Origin of the sequence: Streptomyces sp. NPDC050560 (genome assembly GCF_044457285.1) — a bacterium.
GTDB lineage: Bacteria > Actinomycetota > Actinomycetes > Streptomycetales > Streptomycetaceae > Streptomyces.
Genome location: NZ_JBITGT010000014.1, coordinates 188,849 through 213,822 on the forward strand (window position 1 = coordinate 188,849; position 24,974 = coordinate 213,822).

A 24,974-nucleotide genomic window follows, 5' to 3' on the forward strand; every position below is an offset into this window, starting at 1 on the left:
CCGCCGAGGCCCCCGCCGGGAACTCAGAGAGCCCGCAGTGCCGCCGCCGTGGCCTTGGCGAGGCGTTGGGTGTGGCCCTTCGGCTGCTTGGCGCGCATCACCACGGCACGCCAGTAGAGCGGGCCCGCGATCAGGTCGAGCGCCAGTTCCTCGTCGAGGTCCGCCGACACCTCGCCGCGCTCCACGGCAGAGCGCACGATGCCGATGGCCACCCCGTACTGGCCCTCCCTGAGGGCTTTCTGGACGGCCTGCGCCATGTCGGGGTTGCGGGCGGCCTCGGCCTGGAGGTCGGGGAGGATCTGGGAGGCCACCGGGTGCCGCAGCACCCGCGAGGTCAGCTCGTACAGCATCAGCAGGTCGTCCTCCAGGACCCCCGTGTCGGGTGTCGGCAGCCCCTGCACCGCGAGCGCCGACACCAGGTCGAGGACCACGTGCAGCTTGGAGCGCCAGCGCCGGTAGACGGCGGTCTTGCCGACGCCCGCGCGGCGCGCGATGCCCTCGATGGACATGCGCGCGTAGCCCACGGCCGCGAGTTCCGCGAAGACGGCCTCCCTGATGGCCTCGGTCTTCTCCGCCCGCAGCACGGCCGCCCCGGCCGGGGCGCGGCGCCGTGCGGACTCCGGCTCTGGGCCCTGCTCGTTCGCGGTCATCAGGACAGCATAGGGGCGTTACGACGATACGGTTGCGTTCCGTCCTCGCCCGCCTCTACTCTCGACGTTGCGACGATACGGAACCGTTCCGACGTAACGAGGTTGCGGGACCCGCGGCCCCGCCACCGCTCCCGGTCCCGGCCGGACGGGCGCCGTCGGCGTCCCCGTACCGTCACCGACCCGTCCCGACGTCCTGTCCCGAGCGGAAGCCGACGAATGTGACCCAGGTCCTCGACGCGCCGAGTCCGGCGCACGCTCCGACCCCCGCGGAGCTGGCCGCCCGCCACGGCCTCACCGTGAGCGGCGCCCGGCCGAACCTGCCCAGCTACGTGGGGCAGTTGTGGCGGCGACGCCACTTCATCACCGCCTTCGCCACCGCGAAACTCACCGCCCAGTACAGCCAGGCCAAGCTGGGCCAGGTCTGGCAGGTCGCGACGCCACTGCTGAACGCGGCCGTGTTCTATCTGATCTTCGGACTGCTGCTGAACACCAAGCGTGGCGTCCCCGACTTCGTGCCGTTCCTGGTCACCGGGGTCTTCGTCTTCACCTTCACCCAGCAGTCGGTGCTCACCGGCACCCGCGCCATCTCGGGCAGCCTCGGCCTGGTGCGGGCACTGCACTTCCCGCGCGCGGCGCTGCCGCTGTCGATCTGCCTCCAGCAGCTCCAGCAGATGCTGTTCTCGATGTGCGCGCTCGTGGTGATCCTGCTCGGGTTCGGGGTGCCGCCTGCGCTGTCGTGGCTGCTCGCGGTGCCCGCGCTGACGCTCCAGTCGACGTTCAACGCGGGCCTGGCGCTGATCATGGCGCGGCTCGGCAGCAGGACGCCGGACATGGCGCAGCTCATGCCGTTCCTCACCAGGACCTGGATGTACACATCAGGCGTGATGTGGAGCATCGACAAGGTGCTCAACGGCAGGCACGCGCCCGCGGTCGTAAAGCTGCTCCTGGAGATCAACCCGGCGGCGGTCTACATCGATCTCATGCGCTTCTCGCTGATCGACAGCTTCCACTCCGGCCAGCTCCCGCCGCATGTGTGGCCGGTGGCGCTGGGCTGGGCGGTCGTCGCGGGGGTCGGCGGTTTCATCTTCTTCTGGCAGGCCGAGGAGACGTACGGACGTGGCTGAGATGGCGAACGCGACACCCATGGCGCCCGCGGACGCGCCCCCCGCCGTGGCCGGGGAGCGGGTGCCCACGGTGATCGTCGACGGCGTGGACATCATCTACCGCGTGAACGGCGCGAAGACGGGGCGCGGGAGCGCCACCGCGGCGCTCAGCAGGATGCTGCGCCCCGGCAGGACGGCACGCGCGGCGGGTACCCGTACCGTGCACGCCGTACGGAACGTGTCCTTCAACGCCTACCGCGGTGAGGCGATCGGGTTGATCGGAACCAACGGCTCCGGGAAGTCGACGCTGCTGAAGGCGGTCGCGGGCCTGCTGCCCGTGGAGAACGGCCATATCTACACCGGCGGCCAGCCGTCCCTGCTCGGGGTGAACGCGGCCCTGATGAACGACCTCACGGGCGAGCGCAACGTCCACCTCGGCGGCCTGGCGATGGGCATGTCACGCCAGCAGATCAGGGAGCGCTACCAGGGCATCGTCGACTTCTCCGGCATCAACGAGAAGGGCGACTTCATCACCCTGCCGATGCGCACCTACTCCTCCGGCATGGCCGCGCGGCTGCGGTTCTCCATCGCCGCCGCCAAGGACCACGACGTCCTGCTCATCGACGAGGCGCTGGCCACCGGCGACCGCTCCTTCCAGAAGCGCTCGGAGGCCCGGATCAGGGAGCTGCGCCGCGAGGCGGGCACCGTGTTCCTCGTCAGCCACAGCAACAAGTCGATCCGCGACACCTGCGAGCGGGTGCTGTGGCTGGAGCGCGGCGAACTGCGGATGGACGGGCCGACGGACGACGTCCTGAAGGAGTACGAGAAGTTCACCAACGCCCCGGACAAGAAAACGCCGGCTCCCCGGAAGGGGTGAGGGGCGCGCCGGACGGCGCGGGGTGCGCCCGGGGCGGCGCGGGCGGTGCGGGGTGCGCCCCGGGCGGTGCCAGCGAGTCGTCGCCACTGGGGGCGAGCGTAACCAGGCCCGCGCCCCACAAGCCCCAGCACCCCCGCCCACACCCGGGGCCCGGCATTCCCCCGGCGTCAGGCGGCCCCGGGCGCCGACCGGCGGCCCCGCACGGGGCTCGTAGAAGCGCGCAGGGGGCGCCCACGAAAGCATCGTGGGCGCCCCTACGTGGTGGCCGGGAGCCGTGGGCTCCCGGCGGTGGCTAGCTGTGGGTGCGCAGCAGCGTGCGCATGGTGCGCATCGCGACCGACAGGTTGGCCAGGTCGAACGCGTCCGAGCCCTGGATCTCCTCCAGGGTGGCCCTGGCCCGCCCGAGGATGGCCGCGTTCTTCTGCTCCCACGCCTTGAACCGCTCCTCGGGCGTGGAGGTGCCGTTGCCCGCCGCGAGGACGTCGGCGGTGAGCGCCGCGTGGGCCGCGTACAGGTCCTCGCGGATGGAGGCGCGTGCCATGCTCTGCCACCTGTCGTTGCGCGGCAGCTCCACCACCCGGTCCCTGAGCTGGGCGATGCTCAGCCGGTCCGACAGGTCGTAGTAGACCTCGGCGACGTCGAGGGGTGTCTTGGCCATGCGGTCGGCGATGGCCACGATGTCCAGGATCGGGAAGACCGCGGAGAAACCGGCCACGTGCCGCGCGAGTTCGTCGGGGACGTCGGCGCCGGTCAGCTCGTCCCGCAGCGACTGGTACCACTCGGCGTCCCGGCCGCACAGCAGCTTCGGCAGGTCGGCCCAGACCCCGGCGACCCCGTCGCGGAAGAAGTCGATGGTCGTGGCGAGTTCCAGCGGCTGCGGCCTGTTGTTGAGCAGCCAGCGGGTGCCGCGCTCCACGAGCCGCCGCGAGTGCAGCCTGATCCTGGTCTGCACGTCGGCGGCGACGACGTTGTCGAGGTCCTCGACGGCGTCCCACACCCCGGCGAGCCCGAAGATCTCCCGCGCGGCGAGCTGCGCCCTCACGATCTCTTCGAGCGAGGCCCCGGTCTCCTCCCGCAGCCGGTGCAGGAAGGTGGAACCGCCGGTGTTGACGGTGTCGTTGACGAGGACGGTGGTGACGATCTCGCGGTGCAGCGCGTGCGCCTCGACCTGCTCGGGGAACCGCTCGCGCACCTGCTTCGGGAAGTAGGCGTGCAGCAGCCTGAGCAGGTACGGGTCGTCGGGCAGCGTGGTGCCGATCAGCTCGTCGGCCGCCGTGATCTTGGTGTAGGCGAGGAGGACCGCCAGCTCGGGCTGGGTGAGTCCGCGCCCGTTGTTCAGGCGCTCCTTGATCTGCCGGTCGTTCGGCAGGAACTCCAGCCCCCGGTCGAGGTGGCCGTCGTTCCCGAGCCGGCGCATGAACCGCTGATGGGCGTTGAGCAGCGACGGCGCCTGGGCGGCCGAGTTGGCGAGCGCGGTGTTCTGGGCGTAGTTGTTGCGCAGCACGAGGCGGCCGACCTCGTCGGTCATCTCCGCGAGCAGGCTGTTGCGCTGCTTCACGGTGAGGTCGCCCGCGGCGACGACCGCGTTCAGCAGGATCTTGATGTTGACCTCGTGGTCGGAGGTGTCGACGCCCGCGCTGTTGTCGATCGCGTCGGTGTTGACCCTGCCGCCCGCCTGGGCGAACTCGATGCGGCCGAGCTGGGTGAGGCCGAGGTTGCCGCCCTCGCCGACGACGCGGACGCGCAGTTCGCCGCCGTCCACCCGGATCGCGTCGTTCGCCTTGTCGCCGACGTCGGCCTGCGACTCGGACGCCGCCTTCACGTACGTGCCGATGCCGCCGTTCCACAGCAGGTCGACCGGGGCCTTCAGGATGGCCCGCATCAGGTCGGCCGGGGTCATCTTGGCGACCTTGCCCTCGATGCCGAGGGCCTCCCTGATGTGCCCGTTCAGCGGGATCGACTTGGCGGAGCGGGGGAAGACGCCGCCGCCCGCGGACAGCAGGCCCTTGTCGTAGTCGGCCCAGGAGCTGCGCGGCAGGTCGAAGACGCGGCGCCGCTCCGCGTACGAAGCGGCCGCGTCGGGGGTGGGGTCGATGAAGATGTGCCGGTGGTCGAAGGCGGCCACGAGCCTGATGTGCTCGCTCAGCAGCATCCCGTTGCCGAACACGTCGCCGGACATGTCGCCGACGCCGACGACCGTGAAGTCCTCGGTCTGGGTGTCGTGGCCCAGCTCCCTGAAGTGCCGTTTCACAGACTCCCAGGCGCCGCGGGCGGTGATGCCCATGCCCTTGTGGTCGTAGCCCGCGGAGCCGCCGGACGCGAACGCGTCGCCGAGCCAGAAGTCGTACGAGACGGCGACGTCGTTGGCGATGTCGGAGAAGGTGGCCGTGCCCTTGTCGGCGGCGACGACGAGATAGGTGTCGTCCTCGTCGTGCCGCACCACGTCGGCGGGCGGCACGACCTCGCCCGACACGAGGTTGTCGGTGATGTCGAGCAGCGCCGAGATGAACGTCTTGTAGCAGGCGACGCCCTCCTTCAGCCAGGCGTCCCGGTCGACCGAAGGGTCGGGGAGCTGCTTGGCGACGAAGCCGCCCTTGGCGCCGACCGGCACGATCACGGTGTTCTTCACCATCTGCGCCTTGACCAGGCCCAGGATCTCGGTGCGGAAGTCCTCACGCCGGTCGGACCAGCGCAGGCCGCCGCGCGCGACCTTGCCGAACCGCAGGTGCACGCCCTCGACGCGCGGCGAGTACACCCAGATCTCGTACGCGGGCCGCGGCGCGGGCAGTTCGGGGACGGCCTGCGGGTCGAACTTCATCGACACGTACGCGTGCGGTTCGCCGCCGTCTGCCTCCTGGAAGAAGTTGGTCCGCAGGGTCGCCTTGATGACGGTGAGGAAAGAGCGCAGGATGCGGTCCTCGTCGAGGCTCGCGACCTGGTCGAGGGCGCCGTAGACCTCTTCGAGGAGGCCCTCGGTCAGCTCCGTCCCCGCGCGCTGCCGCTCGGGCGCCATCCTGGCCTCGAACAGCGACACCAGCAGCCGGGTGGTGTGGACGTTGTTGCGGAGGGTGTCCTCCATATAGTCCTGGCTGAAGGTGAACGCCGCCTGCCGCAGGTACTTGGCGTACGCGCGCAGCACCATGGCCTGCCGCCAGGTCAGCCCGGCGCTCAGCACGAGCGCGTTGAAGCCGTCGTTCTCCGCGCGCCCCGTCCACACCGCGGCGAACGCGTCCTGGAAGCGCTCGCGGCCGTCGTCGCCGAGGAAGTCGCCGCCCTTGACGGGGGGCATCCGCAGGCCGAAGTCGTACACCCACGCGTGGGTGCGGTCCGCGCAGCGCAGCTCGTACGGGCGCTCGTCCGTGACCTCGCAGCCGAGGCGGCTGAGGACGGGCAGCACCGAGGAGAGGGAGACCTGCCCGCCGGTGCGGTAGATCTTCAGCCGGCGCTCGTCGGGGGCCGCGCCGACCGGCTCGTACAGCGAGAGCGAGAAGTCCTCGCTCTCCTTGTCGAGGCGCTCCAGGTGGACGAGGTCGGCGACGGCGGCGCGCGGGGAGTGGTCGGCCTTGTAGCCCTCGGGGAAGGCGTTGCCGTAGCGGCGCAGCAGCTCCGCGGCGCGCTCCTCGCCGCACTCCGCGTTCAGCGCCTCGGCGAATCCGTCGGCCCACGACCTGGCGGCCTCCACCAGGCGGGACTCGATACGGTCCTTGTCGGCGTCGCTGAGGCGCGGCAGCTCGGTGCCGGGCGCGACGCGGACCACGAAGTGCAGCCGGGAGAGGATGGACTCGGTGTTCCAGGCGGTGAAGTCGACGCTGGCGCCGCTGAGCTCCTCCTTCAGGATGTCGATGATCCGCAGCCGGACGCCGGTGGTGTAGCGGTCGCGCGGCAGGTAGACGAGCGCCGAGTAGTAGCGGCCGTACTCGTCCTTGCGCAGGTAGAGGCGGAGCCTGCGGCGCTCCTGGAGGTAGAGGACGCTGGTGACGATGGACCGCAGTTCGTCGGGGGGCGTCTGGAACAGCTCGTCGCGGGGGTACGTCTCCAGGATCTGGAGCAGGTCGCGGCCGTCGTGGCTGTTGGGCGAGAAGCCGGCGCCGCGCAGCACCTCCTGCACCTTGCGCCGCACGACGGGCACGCGGCGCACCGACTCGGTGTAGGCGGCGGACGAGAACAGGCCGAGGAAGCGGCGCTCCCCGATGACGTTGCCCTCGCCGTCGAACTTCTTGACGCCCACGTAGTCCAGGTAGGACGGGCGGTGCACGGTGGCGCGGCTGTTGGCCTTGGTGAGGATCAGCAGGCGGTGCTCGCGGGCCTTGGCGCGGGCGTCGGCGGGGAGGGTGCTGAAGGCGGGTCCCGCGGGGTGCTCATGGTGGCCGCCGTTGTCGCCGTTGTCGTCCTGGTGGGGGTCGGAGCGCAGGATGCCGAGTCCGGTGCCGGGGACCGCGGCGAGCACGTCGGTGCCGCGCAGCTCGTACTCGCGGTAGCCGAGGAAGGTGAAGTGGTCGGCGGCGAGCCAGCGCAGCAGCTCCCTGGCCTCCTCGACCTCCTCGCCCGGGACGTCCGCGGTGGGCTCCGTGGGCAGTCCATCGGCGATGCGGAGGGCGGCCTCCCGCATCTTCTCCCAGTCCTCCACGGCCTCCCTGGCGTCACCGAGGACCCGCAGCAGATCGGATGTGATCTGCTTCAGATCGCCGCGGTCCGTCTCGCGGTCGATCTCGACGTGAATCCAGCTCTCCGTGATCGCGTCGTGTGGCAGGTCGTCGCCCGCGCCGGAGGCCCGGTCGGGCAGCACGGCCAGGAGCTTGCCCGTGACGTCGCGGCGGACCACGATCTGGGGGTGGATCAGCACATGGATGCCGCGCCCCTGGCGGGACAGCTCATTGGTGACGGAATCCACCAAGAAGGGCATGTCATCCGTTACCGCCTCGACCACCGTATGGGTGCAGGTCCACCCGTTCTCCTCGACGGTGGGGGTGTGGACACGGACGTTGGCGGTGCCCTGGGGGCGGTTCTCCGCGAGACGGAAGTGGGAGTGGGCGGCACCGAAGACGTCGACCGGGTCGCTGCCGGCGAGGTCCTCGGGCGCGGTGTGCAGATAGTAGCGCTGGAGGAACGCGAGGGTGGCGTCCCCGTCGTCGGGGCCCGGGATGCCCCCCACGGCCCCGCCGCCCGCCTGGTCGGCGGGGCGGCCGCCCGCCGAACCGTTCTCAGCGACCTGCGCCGCCCGTGCGAGCAGTTCGGCCTTGGCTTCGTCCAGCTTTGTCTGCATTGTCTGGCTCCTGTCGCGCGCCGTTGCGTGACGTAGAAGAGGGTGACGCGGCGCACCGCACCGACGCGAGGTGTTGTGTCAGAGACGAATTATTGCCGCAAAGATCGAAACGGCCGGCGAAACGGTGAACCTCCGCGAACTCGCCTCGTCCGATGAGATGAGCGCGAGCCCGGCCACGGACGCCGTCCGTGCGCTCCGGGCGCGGGGCTGGGGTGAGGGCGCCCCCACGTGATATCGCGCTGACCACGGGGACAGGTTACGCCTCCCCACCAGAGCCCCCGCACCGGAGGTATCAGCGCAAAACCAAGAAAATGCCCAGAGATGAAGTTGTTTTGGGGGCCCCTGGGAGGGGTGGGGCCCGAGGGCCCCGGGCCCGTCGGGGTACCGGCCCGGCAGTGCGTGGCAAGGGGGCGCTGGGCGGAGGCGCGCGCGGCGCCCGGGGGCGCGCATCGCCCCGACGCACGCGTGGTGCGCGCGGTGCGGGCGCCCCTCTGCCGGATGGCTACGCCGGGGGTCGGATGGACGGTGGTCGGTCGGGAGAGTCGGGGAGGTTCCGGTGTCCCGGCCGGGGGTCCACGCGGGGCGGTGGCGCCGTCGGACCGCGCGGCTCGTTACGCCGTCGGGGGGCCGGTGGGGTGGGTCATCGTCGGCGTGCCGACGAGGCGGGTGGCCTCCGCGACGGCGTCCGTGAGGGTGTCGACCACCGCGTCGCCCGCGCCGAGCAGGCTCTCGCGGCGGTGTGAGCCGCCGGTGTAGAGGACCGCGTGCGCGCCGACGTGGCGGGCGGCTACCGCGTCGTCGGCGGCGTCGCCTATGACCACCGTGCGCCCCGGGTCGACGCCCGCCTCGGCCAGGGCGGCGAGGTGCGCGACCATCTGCTCCGCCTTGCTGCCGCCCGAGGGGCCCCGCCGCCCCTCGACCCGTATGAAGTGCGGCTCTATGCCGAAGCCGCGCACCAGGGCGACCACCTCCGCGTGGCCCGCGAGGCTGAGGATGGACTGGCTGCGGCCCGGGGCCCGCCAGCCCGCGAGCAGCGCCGCCGCGCCCTCGGCGAGGCCGCAGGCCAGATGGGCCCTCGTGTAGTGCTGGTGGAACGCGGCGTCCATCGCGCTCCACTCCTCGGCCGTCGGCGCCCGCCCCATCAGCCGCTCGTAGAAGAGGGGCACCGGCACGCAGTAGTTCTCCCGGTAGGTCTCCAGGGTGATCGCCGGCATGCCGACCTCACCGAAGGCGGCGTTGGTGGCGGTGATGACCGCGTCCATGTCCTGGAAAAGGGTGCCGTTCCAGTCCCAGACGATGTGCGCTGCGCTCTCTGCCATGCCCACGAACGTACCGCCCCGCACTGACAACGCCCCGGGCGGCCGGGCGTTGGCGGGTGACCGTACGGGTCAGCGGCCGTCCTCGCTGTCAGGGGCCATGAGGGCGATCAGGTTCGGCACCTCCTGCGTGGCGAACCAGAGCAGCTCGTGGTCCTCGGCGCCGTCGACGGTGAACTGGGCGTCGTCGTCGCCCTGGTCGGCGGCGCCGAGGGCGGCGGCGGCCGCGGCGACGTCCTGCCGGGCGTCGTCCGCGTCCACATGGACGGCGGCGGCCTTCGGCAGCGGCACCGCCGCCGCGATCCGCACCTCGCCGAGCGCGCCCGGGTCGAGGCCGCGGTCGGGGTCCACGGAGGTGTCGCCGTCGGGGACGTCCACGGCCACCACCACGCGGCGCGGCGGCGAGCCGGGGCGGGTGGCCAGCAGCCGCAGGGAGGCGAGCGCGGCCCTGTTGAGCGCCGCGTACTCCAGCTCCTCGATGTCGTCGGAGAGGTACCACTCGCGCAGCGCGGGGGTGACCGCGTAGGCCGTGAACGGGGCGGGGCCGAGTGCTCCTGTGCGGTGCGCCTCGGCGAGGCCGGGGAGGGTCAGGGGAACGTAGACGCGCATGCCTCGCCGCTTTCCTCGTCGCTACCGCTCGGGCCCGGCCGGGCGCGGGTCCCGGCCGCCGCCGGGGGCTGTCCTCCCCCGGGAGATCACTCAGGATACGTGCGGCGCGGCGGGCCCCGCGCCGGGCCTGCGCGGCGTGCACGCCAGAGGTCACCCAGAGAGACCGGGGGGTCACCCACAGGGACGGATTCCATACGGCCCCGCGGGCGCACCGCGGGGGTTTGCGGGCCTCGCCCCGGGGCCCGTACAAGATCCCCAACGGAAAGCTACCGCTCAGTAGATGAGTGGTACGGCACGGGGGCCGATGCCATATGCGCAAGGTGATGACGACGACCGGGGCCTCGCGGAAGCGGGCGGAACCGGACCGGCGACAGCCGGGGGCGGACGGGGGACACGGCACACAGGGGAACGGGACACGGGGTGAGGGAGCGCGGGGGAACGGCACGGAGAGGAGCACCGGGGCGAGGGGCGCGCAGGGCGGACGCGGCGCGGAGCGCGGCCCGGCGCGGCGCCCGGGCGGGACGGGGCCGCAGGGCAGGACCGACGCGCGCCGCCCCGCCACGCGGCCGAGGCATCCGCAGCCGACGGACGTGTTCGCGGAGCGGCTGCTCGCGGTCCTCAGCGGGCGCCGCCCGGCGCACTGGATGCTGCGGCACACCGCGGGGCGCGCGTACGACGATCTGGCGTGGCTCGCGGAGCGCTCACCGCTGCGGACGCGGGGGCCGCTGCCGGTGATCCACGACGTGGGCTACTACGTGTCGGCGTCGGGCGCCCTTGAGGTGTTCGCGCGGGTCGCGGCGGGCGGACGGATGCGGGCGATGGCGTTCCGCCTCGAACGCGGCGCGGACGGCCGCTGGCGCTGCACCGCGATCGACCTCGGGCTGCGGCCGGGCCCCAGGTGAGCGGCGGCGCGTCAACCAGGGCGCCCCCTTCCGGTCCCCCGATCGGGCCCGTGCCTTTCCCGGCCAAAACGGGACATGGCGCCGCCAGGACCGCCGCCCGCCGAGTTGACGAAAACTTGCCACGCCCGTGGCCCGTCGGGTAGGGCGGGCGGCGCCTCGTCCGGCACGGCACGGGGAGTGTCGGGGCGGGTGGTGCCCAACGCCAGGGGCCCCGTGCCCGCCGGCTGTGCGCGGCGGGCACGGGGCCCCTGGGTGCCTCGCGTCACTTCTTGCGGCGGCGGCCCTTCTGCTGCTTGCGGCGCTCCGCGCGGGTCAGGCCGTCCGCCTCGGAGCGGACCGGCGCGGCCGGTTCGGCGCTCTCGAAGTCGCCCTCCACGACGCCGCCCTCGCCGTCGACCGACGGGGCGGAGAAGTGCAGCCGGTCGGGCCGCTGGGGCGCGTCGAGGCCCTTCGCGCGGATCTCCGGCCGCCCGGCGCCCGCGGGCACGGCGTCCTGGACGTCCTCCTTGTCCATGGAGACCGGCGCCTCGTCCTCGACGGGGACCTCCTCGACCTGCTGCTCGACCTGGACCTCCAGGTTGAACAGATAGCCGACGGACTCCTCCTTGATGCCCTCCATCATGGCGTTGAACATGTCGAAGCCCTCGCGCTGGTACTCGACCAGCGGGTCCTTCTGCGCCATGGCGCGCAGGCCGATGCCCTCCTGGAGGTAGTCCATCTCGTAGAGGTGCTCGCGCCACTTGCGGTCGAGGACGGACAGCACCACGCGGCGCTCAAGCTCCCGCATGATCTCGGAGCCGAGCTGCTCCTCGCGGGCCTCGTACTGCTCGTGGATGTCGTCCTTGATGGCCTCGGAGATGAACTCCGCGGTGAGCCCGGCGCGGTCGCCCGCCTCGTCCTCCAGCTCCTCCACGGTCACCTTCACCGGGTAGAGCTGCTTGAACGCGCCCCACAGCCGGTCGAGGTCCCACTCCTCCGCGAAGCCCTCCGCGGTCTCGGCGCCGATATAGGCGTCGATGGTGTCGTTCATGAAGTGCTGGATCTGCTCCTGGAGGTCCTCGCCCTCAAGGACGCGGCGGCGCTCGCCGTAGATGACCTCGCGCTGGCGGTTGAGCACCTCGTCGTACTTCAGGACGTTCTTACGCGTCTCGAAGTTCTGCTGCTCGACCTGGGACTGGGCCGACGCGATCGCGCGGGTGACCATCTTGTTCTCGATGGGCACCTCGTCGGGCACGTTCGCCATCGACATCACGCGCTCGACCATCTGCGCCTTGAACAGCCGCATCAGGTCGTCGCCGAGTGACAGGTAGAAGCGGGACTCGCCCGGGTCGCCCTGGCGTCCGGAACGGCCGCGGAGCTGGTTGTCGATACGGCGCGACTCGTGCCGCTCCGTGCCCAGCACATAAAGCCCGCCCAGGTCGGTGACCTCGTCGAACTCGGCCTTCACGGCCTTCTCGGCCTTCTCCAGCGCGGCCGGGAGGGCCGCGGCCCACTCCTCGACGTGCTCCACAGGGTCGAGGCCGCGCTGGCGCAGCTCCGCCTCCGCGAGATCGTCGGGATTGCCGCCGAGCTTGATGTCCGTACCACGTCCCGCCATGTTCGTCGCCACGGTCACGGCGCCCTTGCGGCCCGCCTGGGCGACGATCGACGCCTCACGCTCGTGCTGTTTCGCGTTCAGCACCTCGTGCTGGACGCCGCGCTTCGACAACTGCTGCGACAGGTACTCGGACTTCTCCACCGAGGTCGTGCCGACCAGGATCGGCTGGCCCTTCTCGTGCTTCTCCGCGATGTCGTCGACCACCGCGGCGAACTTGGCGACCTCCGTGCGGTAGATCAGGTCCGAACGGTCGTCGCGGACCATCGGCCGGTTGGTGGGGATGGGCACCACGCCGAGCTTGTAGATCTGGTGGAACTCGGCGGCCTCGGTCATCGCCGTACCGGTCATGCCGGACAGGCCGGGCTGTTCCTTGTCGTTGTGGTCGCGGCGCTTGTAGAGACGGAAGAAGTTCTGGAGGGTGATCGTGGCGAGAGTCTGGTTCTCGTCCTTGATGTCCACCCCCTCCTTCGCCTCGATCGCCTGGTGCATGCCCTCGTTGTAGCGGCGGCCCGCGAGGATACGGCCCGTGTGCTCGTCCACGATCATGACTTCGCCGTCGATGATGACGTAGTCCTTGTCGCGCTTGAACAGCTCCTTGGCCTTGATCGCGTTGTTGAGATAGCCGACCAGCGGCGTGTTCACCGACTCGTAGAGATTGTCGATGCCCAGCCAGTCCTCGACCTTGGTGACGCCGGGCTCGTGGATGGCGACGGTGCGCTTCTTCTCGTCGACCTCGTAGTCCCCGGTCTCCTCCACGCCCTTCAGCTGATTGCCCGCCTCACCGCGCTTCAGCCTGACCACCAGCTTCGCGAAATCGCTGTACCACTTCGTCGCCTGGTCGGCGGGGCCCGAAATGATCAACGGCGTACGGGCCTCGTCGACGAGGATCGAGTCGACCTCGTCGACGATCGCGTAATTGTGGCCGCGCTGGACCAGCTCCTCCTTCGACCAGGCCATGTTGTCGCGGAGGTAGTCGAAGCCGAACTCGTTGTTCGTGCCGTAGGTGATGTCGCACGCGTACTGCTCACGGCGCTGCGCCGGTGTCATATTCGCGAGGATGCAGCCCACGGAGAGACCCAGGAACTTGTGGACCCGGCCCATCATCTCGGAGTCGCGGTCCGCCAGATAGTCGTTGACCGTGATCAGGTGCACGCCCTTGCCCGTGAGCGCGTTCAGATACGCCGGCATCGTGCTGACCAGGGTCTTGCCCTCACCGGTCTTCATCTCGGCGACGTAACCCCAGTGCAGCGCGGCACCGCCCATGACCTGCACGTCGTAGTGCCGCTGGCCCAGGACGCGCTTGGCGGCCTCGCGGACCGTGGCGAACGCCTCCGGCATCAGGTCGTCAAGGCTCTCCCCGTCGTCGAGGCGCTTCTTGAAGTCGTCGGTCTGGGCCCTCAGCTCGGCGTCGGAGAGGTCGACGAAGTCCTCTTCGATGGAGTTGACCTGGTCCGCGATGCGGTGCAGCCTGCGCAGGATTTTGCCTTCCCCTGCACGCATGATCTTCTGGAGGACGGACACGGGGGTGGGTCTCCTTGCCGGTCGGGCTTGGCGGTCGCCGATGGTCTGTTCCGTTGAGCAACGGCCATCGTATGCGAGGACCCCGGCTCGCCGGGAGGTGTGCAGTGACGTCAGCCACAACGACAACGTGTGAAGCAATCGGAAAGTGCCGGACCCGTCGCCGAAAGTGCCCCGCGCCACCCGGAAATCTCATGGCACTCTCATATGGCGGACGAGGACAATCAGGCGATGGAACCCGTGACCCTCACCACCGGGCGGCTCCTGCTGCGCACCGTGGCCCCGTTCGACGCTCCCGCCCTGTACGACGCCTGCCAGGACCCCGGCATCCAGCGCTGGACCCAGGTCCCCTCGCCCTACCTCCCCGAGCACGCCGAGTCCTTCGCCGCCCACCAGGTCCCCGACGGCTGGCGCGACGACACCGCCTACAACTTCGGCGCCTTCCTGCGCACCGACAGCCCCGACGGCACACCCGCGCGTGACGACGACAGCGCCCACGCACGCGAAGGCGCCGCCGGGGCGCCGCACCCGCGCGAGGGCGCCCTCGTCGGCATGATCGGCGTCATACGGCGCCTCCAGCGCACCGGCGAGATCGGCTTCTGGGTCGCCCCGCAACACCGCGGCAGGGGCTACGTCACCGAGGGCGCGCTCGCCGTCACCCGCTGGGCGTTCACCGGCGCCGGGATCGACCGCATGGAGTGGCGCGCGGAGGTCGGCAACGCCCCCTCGCGCACCGCCGCCCTCAAGATCGGCTTCACTCTGGAGGGCACCTTGCGCTCCGGCCTCAGCAACAAGGGCGTACGCCGGGACTGCTGGATCGGCTCCCTGCTCCCCCACGAACTCGGCCTCGACGGCACGGAGCCGTATCTGCCGACGCCCGCCTGAGAGCGCTCCGTACCAGGTCAGAGCCCGATGTCAGTGCCGCCGCATACAGTGCGGGCATGACCGGAACTCCGCCGCCCGCCGCCGAACTGTCCGCCGACGAGGCCCGCCGCATCGCCCTGCGCGCCCAGGGCCTCCTCGGCGCCCCCGACCGCAGGGCGGGCGTCCGCGGAGTCCTGCGCCACCTGGGCGCGGTCCAGCTCGACACGATCTCCGTCCTCGCCCGCTCCCACGAACTGGTGCCGTACGCCCGCCTCGGCCCGGTCGGCCGCCGCACCGTCGAGGACGCCTACTGGAGCCCGCAGCCCGACGGCACCCCGAGGGCGTTCGAGTACTGGTCGCACGCCGCCTGTGTGCTGCCCGTCGAGGAGTGGCCGCACTTCGCGTTCCGCCGCCGCGCCTACCGCGACCGCCCGCACTGGGGCCACGCCCTGCCCAGCGGCGCCTACGAGCAGGTCATCAAGCAGCTCACCACCGAAGGCCCCCTCACGGCCACCGAGTTGGGCGGCGCCAAGAACGGCGGCCCGTGGTGGGACTGGTCGGCCGCCAAGGTCGCCGTCGAGCGCGCGCTGATGTTCGGCGAGGTCGTCTGCACCAGCCGCCGCGGCTGGAAGCGCGTGTACGACCTCGCCGAGCGCGCCGTGCCCGCCCCGCTGCTGCACGACACGCACGACGACACCACCTGCCTCACCCGCCTCGTCCGCCTCGCCGGGCAGTCCCTCGGCATCGGCACCCGCTCCGACATCGCCGACTACCACCGCCTGAAGACCGAGCAGTTCGAGGCCGTGGCCGCCGACTCCGGCCTCGTACCGGTACGGGTCGAGGGCTGGGGCGGGCCCGCCGGCCGGGCCAACGCCTGGGCGGACCCGGCCGCCCTCGCGTCCGAGCCCCGCGGCCGGCACCGCACCACGCTGCTCTCCCCGTTCGACTCCCTCGTGTGGGAACGCGCCCGTACCGAGCGGGTCTTCGGTTTCTCACACCGCCTTGAGGCGTATGTGCCGCGCCCCAAGCGCGTGCACGGCTACTACGCCATGCCGATCCTCACCGGCGGCCGCCTCGTGGGCCGCGTGGACCCCGCGCGGGACGGCGCCACCCTCGTCGCCCGGCAGTTGTCCCTGTCCACGGTGTCCGCCAAGGCGGTCCACGGGGCGGCGCAGGCCCTGGTGGAGGCCGCCGCGTGGGTGGGCTGCACCGACGTACGCGTCGAGCGCCTGGAGCCCGAGGAGCAGCGGGCCGCGCTCACCGCGGAACTGGGGCGGCTGCTGGCCTGAGACCTGGGAGGAGAAGCCGGGGCAGCGGAAGCACAGGGGCGCGACGGGGGCCAGGGGCGCACGCTCCGGCGCGCACGGGACCCGCGAACAGCGCGCACCGGGCGCGCGGCGCTCACCTGATCTCCAGGATCTTCTCCCGCATCGCGTACACCACGGCCTCCATCCGGGAGTGGAGCTGCAACTTCTCCAGGATGTTGCGCACATGGTTCTTCACGGTGTTCTCGCTGATGAACAGCTCTTTCGCGATATCGCGGTTGTTCATGCCCGTGGCCACCAGCTTCAGCACCTCAAGCTCACGGTCGGTGAGCCGGGGAGCTGGCACGAGCCGCCGCTCGTCGGTGCGCTGGATCATCGACTTAAACTCGGTGAGCAGCTTCGACGCCATCGAGGGGCTGATCTGCGACTGCCCGTCGGCGACCGCCCTGATCGCCGTCGCCACCTCGTCCGTGGAGATCTCCTTGAGGAGGTAGCCGGTCGCCCCCGCCTTGATCGCGTCGTAGAGGTCGGCCTCCTCGTCGCTGATCGTCAGCATGATGATCTTCGCGCTCGGCGCCACCTCCTTGATCGCCGTGCACGCCTCGATGCCGCCGCGCTTGGGCATGCGCACGTCCATCAGCACGATGTCGGGGAGCAGGTCGGCGGCCTTGTCGACGGCCTCCGCACCGTCCCCGGCCTCGCCGACCACCTGGATGTCCTCCTCGGCGGCGAGCACGATCTCCAGGCCACGGCGGAACAGCGCATGATCGTCCACGACGAGGACACGGATCGGCTCCTTCTCGGGAAGGTCCGCGTCCCGGCCGGGGCCGCCGGACTCCTCACCGGCGCCGGCGCCCGCGGCGTACTCGCCGAACGCCCCGCTCCGCATGGGTCCGAAGCTGTCCGCCATCGTTCCTCCCCCTGAAGGCCGTGGCCCGTCTCTGCGCGCTGCCGGGCGGTCCGGGAGCCAACCGGCGTCGGCAGCACCGTGGTTGGCAGATCACCATGATTTCATGCCGCGCCCGCTGCGCCTCCCCGGCAAGGGGGCCGCACACGGTCGCACAGGTGTCCCCGGGGGGCGCGTACCCCTCGGGGACACCAGGGAGTCCGGACCTCCGGCGCTACGGGTCAGCCGCCGAGGGTGTCCCCCGCGTCGGGAGACGCGGCGCGCGCGACCATCGGCTCGGTGTTGAGGTGGATAACACCGTAGTCATACGCATGACGCCGGTAGACGACGCTCGGTTCCTTCGTCTCGGCGTCCACGAAGAGATAGAAGTCGTGCCCGACCAACTCCATCTCGTACAGCGCCTGGTCGAGGCTCATCGGGGAGGCGACGTGCGTCTTCTCGCGGACCACGAGGGGGCCCTCGCCCGTGACCTCAAGCGGTCCGATCCGGTGCGTCGGCACCGCGTCGTCCTCCACGGGGCGCGACGGGGCGCCCACGCCGTCGAGGTGGGCGGCGTCCGGGACGTGCTCGGCCACCTCGGCCGCCGAGATGCGGCCGGCGCCGCGGCGCGTACGCCGCTTGTCGTGCTGCTTGCGCAGCCGCGCCTCCAGCTTGTCCGTCGCCAGGTCAAGCGCCGCGTACGGGTCGCTCGCCGCGGCCTCGGCCCTGATCACCGGCCCCCGCGACCGCAGGGTGATCTCCACCCGCTCACAGCGGTCGGCCTGCCGGGGATTGGGCTCCTTGGACACCTCCACGTCGAGGCTGATCACCTTGCCATCGAGCTTCTGGATCTTCTCCAGCTTCAGCTTCTCGGCCACGTGCTTGCGGAACCGCTCAGGCACCTCGGTCTTGCGGCCCTTGACGACGATGTCCACGCAGAACTCCGTTCCCGGATAGCTCCGCAGCGGCGGCGGAGCTTCCTGTGCACTTGGCCCCGATCGGTACCCGGGGCCGCGAACTGGGCGACGACCCACCTCCTCGCTCCGCACGGGCGCGCACCTGCCCCCGACGGCCCGGGCGATTACAGAAACCCGAACCAAGGCATTCCGATATACGAGGACCGGCGTCCGCCTTTCCTCTCAATCGAACATATCTCGCTCGTGCGGATGCCGTCACCCTCTCCTGTGAACTACCTCCTTCCCGCCGAATTAACCCTCGTTTTCACCTGCGGCGATCCCGCTTCCCGGAGGGTTCCTCCGTAATTCGAAAGAATCAACGGCGGCGGCAACGACGGCAGCGCTGATCCGGTTTTCTACCCCGGCCGCCCGCAATGCACGCGTCGCTTCCGCCAACGACGCACCGGTCGTCATCAGATCGTCCACGAGCACCACCCCGGCCCCCGCGAGCAGCGCCCCCGCGCCACGGCGCACCCCGAGCGCCCCCGCAAGATTCGCCTCCCGCTCCCGCGCCGAGAGCCCCGCCTGATCCGCCACCGCCCGCCGCTGCCGCAACACCGCGACCACCCGCGCCGGCAACCCGGCCCGCCGCAACTCCCGCGCCGCGGCCAGCGCGAGACGCCGGGCGTGGTCATGGCCCCGGGACCGGATCGCGGCACGGGTGGAGGGGAGGGGGATCAGGTGGAGGGGGGTGGGGGGTGTTGGTTGTGGGGTGGGGTCGGGGTGGGGGTGGGCCCCCTCCCCTCCCCCCACCCCCTCCCACACCGCCCCCGCCAGTGCCTTTCCCAGTGGTGCCGCCAGGCCCAGCGCGCCGCGTTCCTTGTGCGCGAGCAGGGTCGCGCGGACCGCGTCGCGGTAGGGGGCCGCGGCGTGCACCACCGGTAGTCCCCGTGGCGTCGGGGACGGGCGTGCCGGTCTGGCGCGGGGGCCGAGGAGTTCGGCACGGCACCGGCCGCACAGTGCCGTACGCGGCGTCCCACAGCCCGCGCACGTCGCGGGCAGCACCAGGCCCGTCAGCTCCCCCCACCAGCGGGTGAGGGGGGTGCCGGGGTCGTTCATGGGTCCATGGTGGGGGTGGGGGGTGTGGGTGTGCCACCCCTGTGGATAAGTGGGGGCGGAGGGGTGGGATGGGCTGTGGATAACTGGGGTTGGGGGCGGCGGCGCCCGGGGTTTGCGGCAGGATTCGGGGCGGTACTGGCGAGATCGAGGGCGGTGCTCGCGATGCTGGGGCTGGTGCTCCTGAGAGCCGGGCCGGTACTGGCGGGACAAGAGCCGGGCCGGAGCCGACGCTCCCGGAACCGGGGCCGGTGTGCTCCCGGGCCGGAGCCGACGCTCCCGAGACCGGCGCCGGTGCTCACGGCGTGGGGCCGCTGTTCGCGAGATGGCGTGGTGTCGGGTCGGCACCCGGAGGAGAGGGAGGCCGGAGATGGCTGGGCGTCGTACACCGTTGGACGAGGCTGCGATCGGTGAGGAGCTGCGGAAGCTGCCTGGATGGAAGCGGTCAGGGGGCGTGATCGAGCGGTCGTTCTCGATCGAGTACCAGGCGGCGGTGGCCATGATCGTGCATGTGGCGGAGGTCGAGCGGCGCGTCGATCACCATGCGGACATCGATCTCCGGTGGGGCAGGGTGCGGTTCGCCGTCACCACGCACTCCGCCGGAGGCAGTCTCACCGCCGCCGACTTCGATCTCGCGCACCGTATCGACGCCGTCGCGCAGGCGCACGAGGCCGAGGCCGTCTGAGCCTCCCCCTGCCCGCCGCCCTACTCGTCTGCGGGAACCGCACAACCGGCCACCGCCCGGCCACCCCGCAGCCAGCCACCCAGCACCCCCGCGCGCCTCAGCAGCCGCAAGAGCGGCACCGGCACCGGCACCGGCGACAACGGGACCGCCACCGCCGCACCCGGCCCACCGCCGCCGCCCCCACACAGGTGAGCCGCCCCTCACCCCGGATAGACCGGTGCCGTCCCCGCCTCCTGCACCGTCTGCCAGGGCTCGCCGGGGGACATGCGGACGATGCCGTCGTCGGAGTGGGCGACCAGGGGGAGGCGGTCGTCGTCGGAGGCGGCGATCTCCTTGACGCCCGTCAGGCCGGGCAGGATGTTGCCCGCGGGGGCGGAGCCGTCGCACTGGACGTAGCGCATCTGCTGGACGCCGCCGTGTTCGCGGCCGACGACGACGAGGCGGCTGCCGCCCGCCCAGGACATCGCGGTGACCTCTTCGAGCTGGGGCGCCGCGGGCCGCAGCTCGGCGACGGTGACGGCGAGGTTGGCGCCGCCCGAGGTCTGGTCGACGCGGCCGATACGGAGTTCCTTCTTGCCGTCCCTGTCGATCAGCAGCGCGATCCTGGCGCCGTCGGCCGAGGCCCGTACGGCCTGGATGGTGCTCGGGTCGAGGCCGGGGGTGGCGACGGCGATCGGGGTCTGGCGGCCCTGGCCGAGGAGGAGCAGCCGGGGGTCCTCGGGGTCGCGGTCGGCGACCCACAGGCCGCCGCGGCCGTCCCAGCTCGGCGCGGTGAGGCGGTCGTCCTCCTTCTTGGCGTGGCTGGTGACGACCGCGGTGCCGAGGGAGGCCGACGAGGTGAGGTCGGTGACGAACAGGGAGCGCTTGTCGGGCGAGATCCCGGCGGCGCGGTTCTCGCCGTGTGAGACGGCCGCGGCGGCGAAGGTCTGGTCGCCGGTGCCCATGGGTCCTGGGACGGGCAACGGGTCGTGGTCGCTGCCGCTGCTCGGCATCCGTACGAGGCGCTTCTTGGCGTCGAGGAAGTACTGGTAGCCGGGGTGGCCCGCGGTGCGGTGCGGGGCGATGCTCTCGGCGTCGTCGGCGCTGAGGACGCACAGCGAGGAGCCGTCGGAGCGCTCCAGGTCGACCTCGGCGATGCCGGAGGAGCTGAGGTCCTGGAGGCTGTAGATGATCTGTGCGGCCATGATCTGGCACTCCGCTTGGCCGGTGTGGTCCGCGCGGCTGTTGAGGGGCACCTTCAGCCGGTTCTGCTCGTCGGTGGACAGGGCGCTGACGCCCTGCTTGAGCTGGGTGCCGGAGGGGAAGCCGGTGTGCACGACGGGTTCGAGCCAGCGGGTGGGCCCGGAGAGGAGCGCTCGTACGGTCTGGGTCACGGGGTCGACGCGCTGGCGGATGTAGACGGGGTCGGCGACCAGGGCGCCCTGGGAGCCGCGGCCGTCCGCGGGGATGTCGGAGTAGTAGTACTTGTCGATGGGGCGGTAGATGCGCTGGAAGTCGGCCGAGCCGAGGACGATGCCGCCGGGCGGCCGGTCGATGCGCCACTCCCTGTTGCCCGAGCTGCCGCTCGTCTTGGCCTGGGTGAGGTGGACGACCTCGTTGTAGTCGCCCTCGGCGACGTCGTAGGCGTGCTGCTCGTCGACGGTGGCGATCCTGGTGCCCTGGAGGGAGTACTGGGCGCCGTCGTCGCCGTTCTCGTAGGCGCCGTGGCCGACGTGGCGGGTGTTGGGGCCGTCGCGCAGGATCGTGGTGGACAGCTCGGGGTGCCACTCCTTGGAGGCGTCCGGGGTCAGATACTTGCGGGCCACCTCGAACTGGGGGTCGTCGCTGGTCAGCGCCTCAAGGAAGCCTTGCAGGATCTCGTCGGGGCCGGCGCCGGAGCGGGGTGGCAGGGGGAAGACGCGTACTTCGGAGTCGGGGCGCTGGGAGGGGTCGACGCCGCGTATGTCGCCGCTGTCGGGCATGGAGGCGCAGCCGGCGAGCAGGGCGCCTGCCAGTGCCGCGGCGGCCGTGGCGCGCCAGGCGCGGCGGCGCCCGCGTGCGGCGGTCGGCCGCGCCGCGCGCCCCCCGGCCGCCCTGGTGTCGTCGCTCACGCGGGTGGTTTCCCTCCTTCGGCTCCTCTGAGTACGTACCGACCGCTCCGGCCGTTCCGGCTCTTCCGTAAGTTCGGCCGGTCGAGGCGGTCGAGTCCGCCGGGGCCGGTCAGGCACGGGAGCCCTTCCCCTCCGCGGCGGTCGCGTCACGGCTGCCGGGGACACGGCCCGGCGGCGCCTCGGACGACGCGACACCCGCGCCACCCACACCGTGAGCACCATTCACACCACTCACACCGTGAGCACCACCCGCGCCACTCGCAGCGCGAGCACCATCCGCGTCACCAGCACCACGAGCCCCACCAGTACCGGGCACCTCGCTGCCCACGTCCGCACCACGAACCCCATCGGCACCGCCGTCACCACCGTCACCGCCCGCACCAAGCACAGCCCCGCCCCCTTCCGGAGCACGGTCACCGTTCATCCCTCCGCCCCGCGGCCGTGCGACGACGCGTGCGCCGCTGCCGGGGAGGGCGGTGGGGTCGGCGGTGGCGGGGGGGTGCCCGTCCGCGAGGCGGGGGGAGAGGGGGGCGCGCGGTGGGGGCGGGGGCGTGGTGTCGTGGGCAGCGGCGGTGGCCGCCTCGGCCTCCAGGCGGCGGCGGGAGTCCTCGGGTTCGAGGGGTATCGGGGAGCCGCGCAGGGTCTCGCCCGCGGTGCGGGGCAGGGTGAGGCGGAACTGCGAGCCGCCGCCGGGTTCGCCCCACGCCTGGAGCCAGCCGCCGTGCAGCCTGGCGTCCTCCAGGGCGATGGAGAGGCCGAGTCCCGTGCCGCCGGTGGTGCGGGCGCGTGCGGGGTCGGCGCGCCAGAAGCGGCTGAAGACGCGGGTGGCCTCGCCCGGCTTGAGGCCGACGCCGTAGTCGCGTACGGCGACGGCGACGGCGCCGCCCGCGGCCCCGAGCCGTACGACGACGTCGCGGCCCTCGCCGTGTTCGACGGCGTTGACGACGAGGTTGCGCAGCACCCTCTCGACGCGGCGGGTGTCGGCCTCGGCGACGACGGGCTGCTGGTCGCCGACGACGCGGACCCGGGTGCCCTTGCGGTCGGCGAGGGGCTGGGCGCCGCCGACGACGCGCCGTACGACCTCGCCGAGGTTGATGGGCTCGGCTTCGAGGGCGGCGGCGCCCGCGTCGAAGCGGCTGATCTCCAGGAGGTCGGCGAGGAGCGACTCGAAGCGGTCGAGCTGGTCGGCGAGGAGTTCGGCGGAGCGCGCGGTGGCCGGGTCGAAGTCCTCGCGGGCCTCGTGGATGACGTCGGCGGCCATCCGGACGGTGGTGAGGGGGGTGCGCAGCTCGTGGGAGACGTCGGAGACGAAGCGGCGCTGCATCCGGGAGAGGTCGACGAGCTGCTGGATCTTGAGCTGGAGGTTCTGCGCCATCTTGTTGAAGGCTTCGCCGAGGCGGGCGATGTCGTCCTCGCCTGTGACCTTCATACGTTCCTGGAGGCGGCCGGCGGAGAGCCGTTCCGCGATGCCCGCGGCCATCCGTACGGGGGTGACGACCTGCCGTACGACGAGCCAGGCGATGGCGCCGAGCAGGACGACCACGAACAGTCCGGCGGTGGCGAGGGTGCCCTTGACGAGGCTGAGGGACTTCTCCTCCTGGGCGAGGGAGAAGACGTAGTAGAGCTGGTACGAGTCGCCGTTGGGGCCGTTGAGCTGCTTGCCGATGACGAGGCCCGGCTGGGAGGGGTGGCCGTCGCTGTAGACGATGCGGGTGTAGCTCTGGGAGGCGCCGGTGGTGCCGGCGATCCTGCGGCGCAGCGCGGGGGGCACGGACTCGTTGGGGTCGACCTTGCCGGAGGCGCGGGGGGCGCGGACGCTGCTGGCCTCGCCGTCGCCACCGGGGTTGAGGGTGACGACGTCGAAGGCGCTCTGGCCGCCGCTGGAGAGCTGCCAGACGAGGCCGTTCATCCAGGCGGCGGCGTTCTGCTCGGGGACGGTGTCGGAGTTCGGGGTGGCCTGGGCGCTGCCGCCGTCGGTGCCCGCGGCGTCGTCGGCGCGTTCCTTCGCGGCGCGGAAGCCGCCGTCGGCCTGGCTCTGGGACGCCTTCACCTTGGCGTCGAGGAGGCCGTTGCGTACCTGTCCGATGACGACGAAGCCGAGGAGGAGTACGACGCCGAGGGACATGACGAGGGTGGTGGCGACGACTCTGAGCTGGATGTTGCGGCGCCAGAGCCGGGCGGCGGGCAGCAGGGGCCTGCGCACCCAGCGGATGAAGAGCCGCAGGACGGGGCTGCCCTGGACGCCGCCCTGGAGCATGAGGCCGCCCTCGATGAGGCGGGCGAGGCGGCGGCCCGGCCTGCCGCGGGTGCGGGGGGCCTCGGGCAGCGGGGGCGGGCCCGCCGTCGGCCGCCCCTGGGGGGTGCCCGGTGCGGGTGCCCCGGGGGCGGCTTCCTGGCGGGGCATGTCAGCTCGGTCCGGCCTTGTAGCCGACGCCGCGGACCGTCACGACGATCTCGGGGCGCTCGGGGTCCTTCTCGACCTTGGAGCGCAGCCGCTGGACGTGCACGTTGACGAGGCGGGTGTCGGCGGCGTGGCGGTAGCCCCAGACCTGTTCGAGGAGGACCTCGCGGGTGAAGACCTGCCACGGCTTGCGGGCGAGCGCGACGAGCAGGTCGAATTCGAGCGGGGTCAGGGCGATGGCCTGGCCCTCCCGTTTCACGGAGTGGCCCGCGACGTCGATGACGAGGTCGCCGATGGCGAGCTGCTCGGGCGCGGGCTCCTCGGAGCGGCGCAGCCTGGCCCTGATGCGGGCGACCAGCTCCTTGGGCTTGAACGGCTTGACGATGTAGTCGTCGGCGCCCGACTCCAGGCCGACGACGACGTCGACGGTGTCGCTCTTGGCCGTGAGCATGACGATGGGGACGCCGGACTCCGCCCTGATCAGGCGGCAGACCTCTATGCCGTCGCGGCCCGGCAGCATCAGGTCGAGGAGCACCAGGTCGGGCTTGGTCTCCCGGAACGCCGCGAGCGCCTTGTCGCCGTCCGCCACGAACGACGGCTCGAACCCCTCACCACGCAGCACGATGCCGAGCATCTCGGCCAGTGCGGTGTCGTCGTCGACGACAAGGACTCGTCCTTTCATAAAGGCCATCATCCCATTTTCGTTTTCGAAGCGTAGACGTGCGTGATCCAGCTCACTGACCTGCGGCGACTTGGTATACGAGGGGGAAGTGACCGTCGCTGTCCGCTGTCGCCGGGGTCGCTGCCGGTGTCGGGCCCGCCCGTGGACACGAGGCTCGACGGGCGCCTCGGCCTTCCGCTGCCGCCGCCCACCCCTTCCTCGTCCCCACACGGTAGTTGAGCCCGCCGCGCACGGCAGGCCCCTTGGGGCGAAGC

17 protein-coding genes are annotated in these 24,974 nt (G+C 71.8%); 6 read left to right on the forward strand and 11 right to left on the reverse strand.

Translation table 11 applies throughout. The features are described 5' to 3' along the window. Window positions 1-23: 23 nt before the first annotated feature. On the reverse strand, window positions 24-650 hold the full coding sequence (locus tag ACIBIW_RS29235) for a TetR/AcrR family transcriptional regulator (RefSeq protein ID WP_399340235.1): 627 nt from the start codon (window positions 648-650) through the stop codon (window positions 24-26). A gap of 218 nt (window positions 651-868) precedes the next feature. Here ACIBIW_RS29235 and ACIBIW_RS29240 point away from each other — a divergent pair, with 218 nt between their 5' ends. Both ACIBIW_RS29240 and ACIBIW_RS29245 read left to right on the forward strand, forming a co-directional pair. Next, window positions 869-1,774, forward strand: a complete 906-nt coding sequence (locus tag ACIBIW_RS29240) for an ABC transporter permease (protein ID WP_399340237.1) — start codon at window positions 869-871, stop codon at window positions 1,772-1,774. 1 nt (window position 1,775) lies between these two features. Beyond that, window positions 1,776-2,630 (forward strand): ABC transporter ATP-binding protein, encoded by an 855-nt coding sequence (locus tag ACIBIW_RS29245; protein WP_399340286.1) that lies wholly within the window; start codon window positions 1,776-1,778, stop codon window positions 2,628-2,630. 292 nt (window positions 2,631-2,922) lie between these two features. On the opposite strand, the gene ACIBIW_RS29250 is transcribed toward ACIBIW_RS29245, so the two are convergent. From ACIBIW_RS29250 to ACIBIW_RS29260, 3 genes are all read right to left on the reverse strand, one after another. Next, window positions 2,923-7,893, reverse strand: a complete 4,971-nt coding sequence (locus ACIBIW_RS29250) for an NAD-glutamate dehydrogenase (RefSeq protein WP_399340238.1) — start codon at window positions 7,891-7,893, stop codon at window positions 2,923-2,925. A 611-nt stretch (window positions 7,894-8,504) separates the two neighbouring features. Continuing rightward, the gene (locus ACIBIW_RS29255) at window positions 8,505-9,212 is read right to left on the reverse strand and encodes an HAD family hydrolase (RefSeq protein WP_399340239.1); all 708 of its coding nucleotides are present in this window, start codon (window positions 9,210-9,212) and stop codon (window positions 8,505-8,507) included. Window positions 9,213-9,281: 69 nt separating this feature from the next. Next, window positions 9,282-9,818 carry a DUF6912 family protein gene (locus tag ACIBIW_RS29260; protein ID WP_399340242.1) on the reverse strand — a complete coding sequence of 179 codons (537 nt, stop codon included), beginning with the start codon at window positions 9,816-9,818 and terminating at the stop codon, window positions 9,282-9,284. 590 nt (window positions 9,819-10,408) lie between these two features. On the opposite strand from ACIBIW_RS29260, the gene ACIBIW_RS29265 reads away from it, so the two are divergent. Further along, window positions 10,409-10,720 (forward strand): Rv3235 family protein, encoded by a 312-nt coding sequence (locus ACIBIW_RS29265; protein WP_399340244.1) that lies wholly within the window; start codon window positions 10,409-10,411, stop codon window positions 10,718-10,720. A 262-nt stretch (window positions 10,721-10,982) separates the two neighbouring features. Here ACIBIW_RS29265 and secA read toward each other — a convergent pair whose 3' ends face one another. Then, entirely contained in the window at window positions 10,983-13,838 is a 2,856-nt protein-coding gene (secA, locus tag ACIBIW_RS29270) for a preprotein translocase subunit SecA (protein WP_399340246.1), read from the reverse strand. A 228-nt stretch (window positions 13,839-14,066) separates the two neighbouring features. Between secA and ACIBIW_RS29275 the strand changes: the two genes are divergently transcribed. Both ACIBIW_RS29275 and ACIBIW_RS29280 read left to right on the forward strand, forming a co-directional pair. Beyond that, window positions 14,067-14,720, forward strand: coding sequence for a GNAT family N-acetyltransferase (locus ACIBIW_RS29275; RefSeq protein WP_399340248.1), 654 nt, complete (start codon window positions 14,067-14,069; stop codon window positions 14,718-14,720). Between the two features lie 56 nt (window positions 14,721-14,776). Then, window positions 14,777-15,988, forward strand: a complete 1,212-nt coding sequence (locus ACIBIW_RS29280) for a winged helix-turn-helix domain-containing protein (protein WP_399340250.1) — start codon at window positions 14,777-14,779, stop codon at window positions 15,986-15,988. Between the two features lie 112 nt (window positions 15,989-16,100). Here the strand turns inward: ACIBIW_RS29280 and ACIBIW_RS29285 are convergent, their stop codons facing one another. The 3 genes from ACIBIW_RS29285 to ACIBIW_RS29295 form a co-directional block, all read right to left on the reverse strand. Further along, on the reverse strand, window positions 16,101-16,874 hold the full coding sequence (locus tag ACIBIW_RS29285) for a response regulator (RefSeq protein ID WP_399340252.1): 774 nt from the start codon (window positions 16,872-16,874) through the stop codon (window positions 16,101-16,103). A 218-nt stretch (window positions 16,875-17,092) separates the two neighbouring features. Further along, window positions 17,093-17,785: a ribosome hibernation-promoting factor, HPF/YfiA family gene (hpf, locus tag ACIBIW_RS29290; RefSeq protein ID WP_399340254.1), complete on the reverse strand. Its 693-nt coding sequence runs from the start codon at window positions 17,783-17,785 to the stop codon at window positions 17,093-17,095. A gap of 273 nt (window positions 17,786-18,058) precedes the next feature. Beyond that, window positions 18,059-18,865, reverse strand: coding sequence for a ComF family protein (locus ACIBIW_RS29295; protein WP_399340256.1), 807 nt, complete (start codon window positions 18,863-18,865; stop codon window positions 18,059-18,061). A gap of 367 nt (window positions 18,866-19,232) precedes the next feature. On the opposite strand from ACIBIW_RS29295, the gene ACIBIW_RS29300 reads away from it, so the two are divergent. Continuing rightward, on the forward strand, window positions 19,233-19,547 hold the full coding sequence (locus ACIBIW_RS29300) for a 4a-hydroxytetrahydrobiopterin dehydratase (RefSeq protein WP_399340259.1): 315 nt from the start codon (window positions 19,233-19,235) through the stop codon (window positions 19,545-19,547). Window positions 19,548-19,747: 200 nt separating this feature from the next. Here ACIBIW_RS29300 and ACIBIW_RS29305 read toward each other — a convergent pair whose 3' ends face one another. The 3 genes from ACIBIW_RS29305 to mtrA form a co-directional block, all read right to left on the reverse strand. Continuing rightward, the gene (locus ACIBIW_RS29305; RefSeq protein WP_399340288.1) at window positions 19,748-21,508 is read right to left on the reverse strand and encodes an LpqB family beta-propeller domain-containing protein; all 1,761 of its coding nucleotides are present in this window, start codon (window positions 21,506-21,508) and stop codon (window positions 19,748-19,750) included. Between the two features lie 238 nt (window positions 21,509-21,746). Further along, window positions 21,747-24,041, reverse strand: coding sequence for an MtrAB system histidine kinase MtrB (gene mtrB, locus ACIBIW_RS29310; protein ID WP_399340260.1), 2,295 nt, complete (start codon window positions 24,039-24,041; stop codon window positions 21,747-21,749). Window position 24,042: 1 nt separating this feature from the next. Then, window positions 24,043-24,732: a two-component system response regulator MtrA gene (gene mtrA / locus ACIBIW_RS29315; protein WP_399340262.1), complete on the reverse strand. Its 690-nt coding sequence runs from the start codon at window positions 24,730-24,732 to the stop codon at window positions 24,043-24,045. Between the last annotated feature and the right edge of the window lie 242 nt (window positions 24,733-24,974).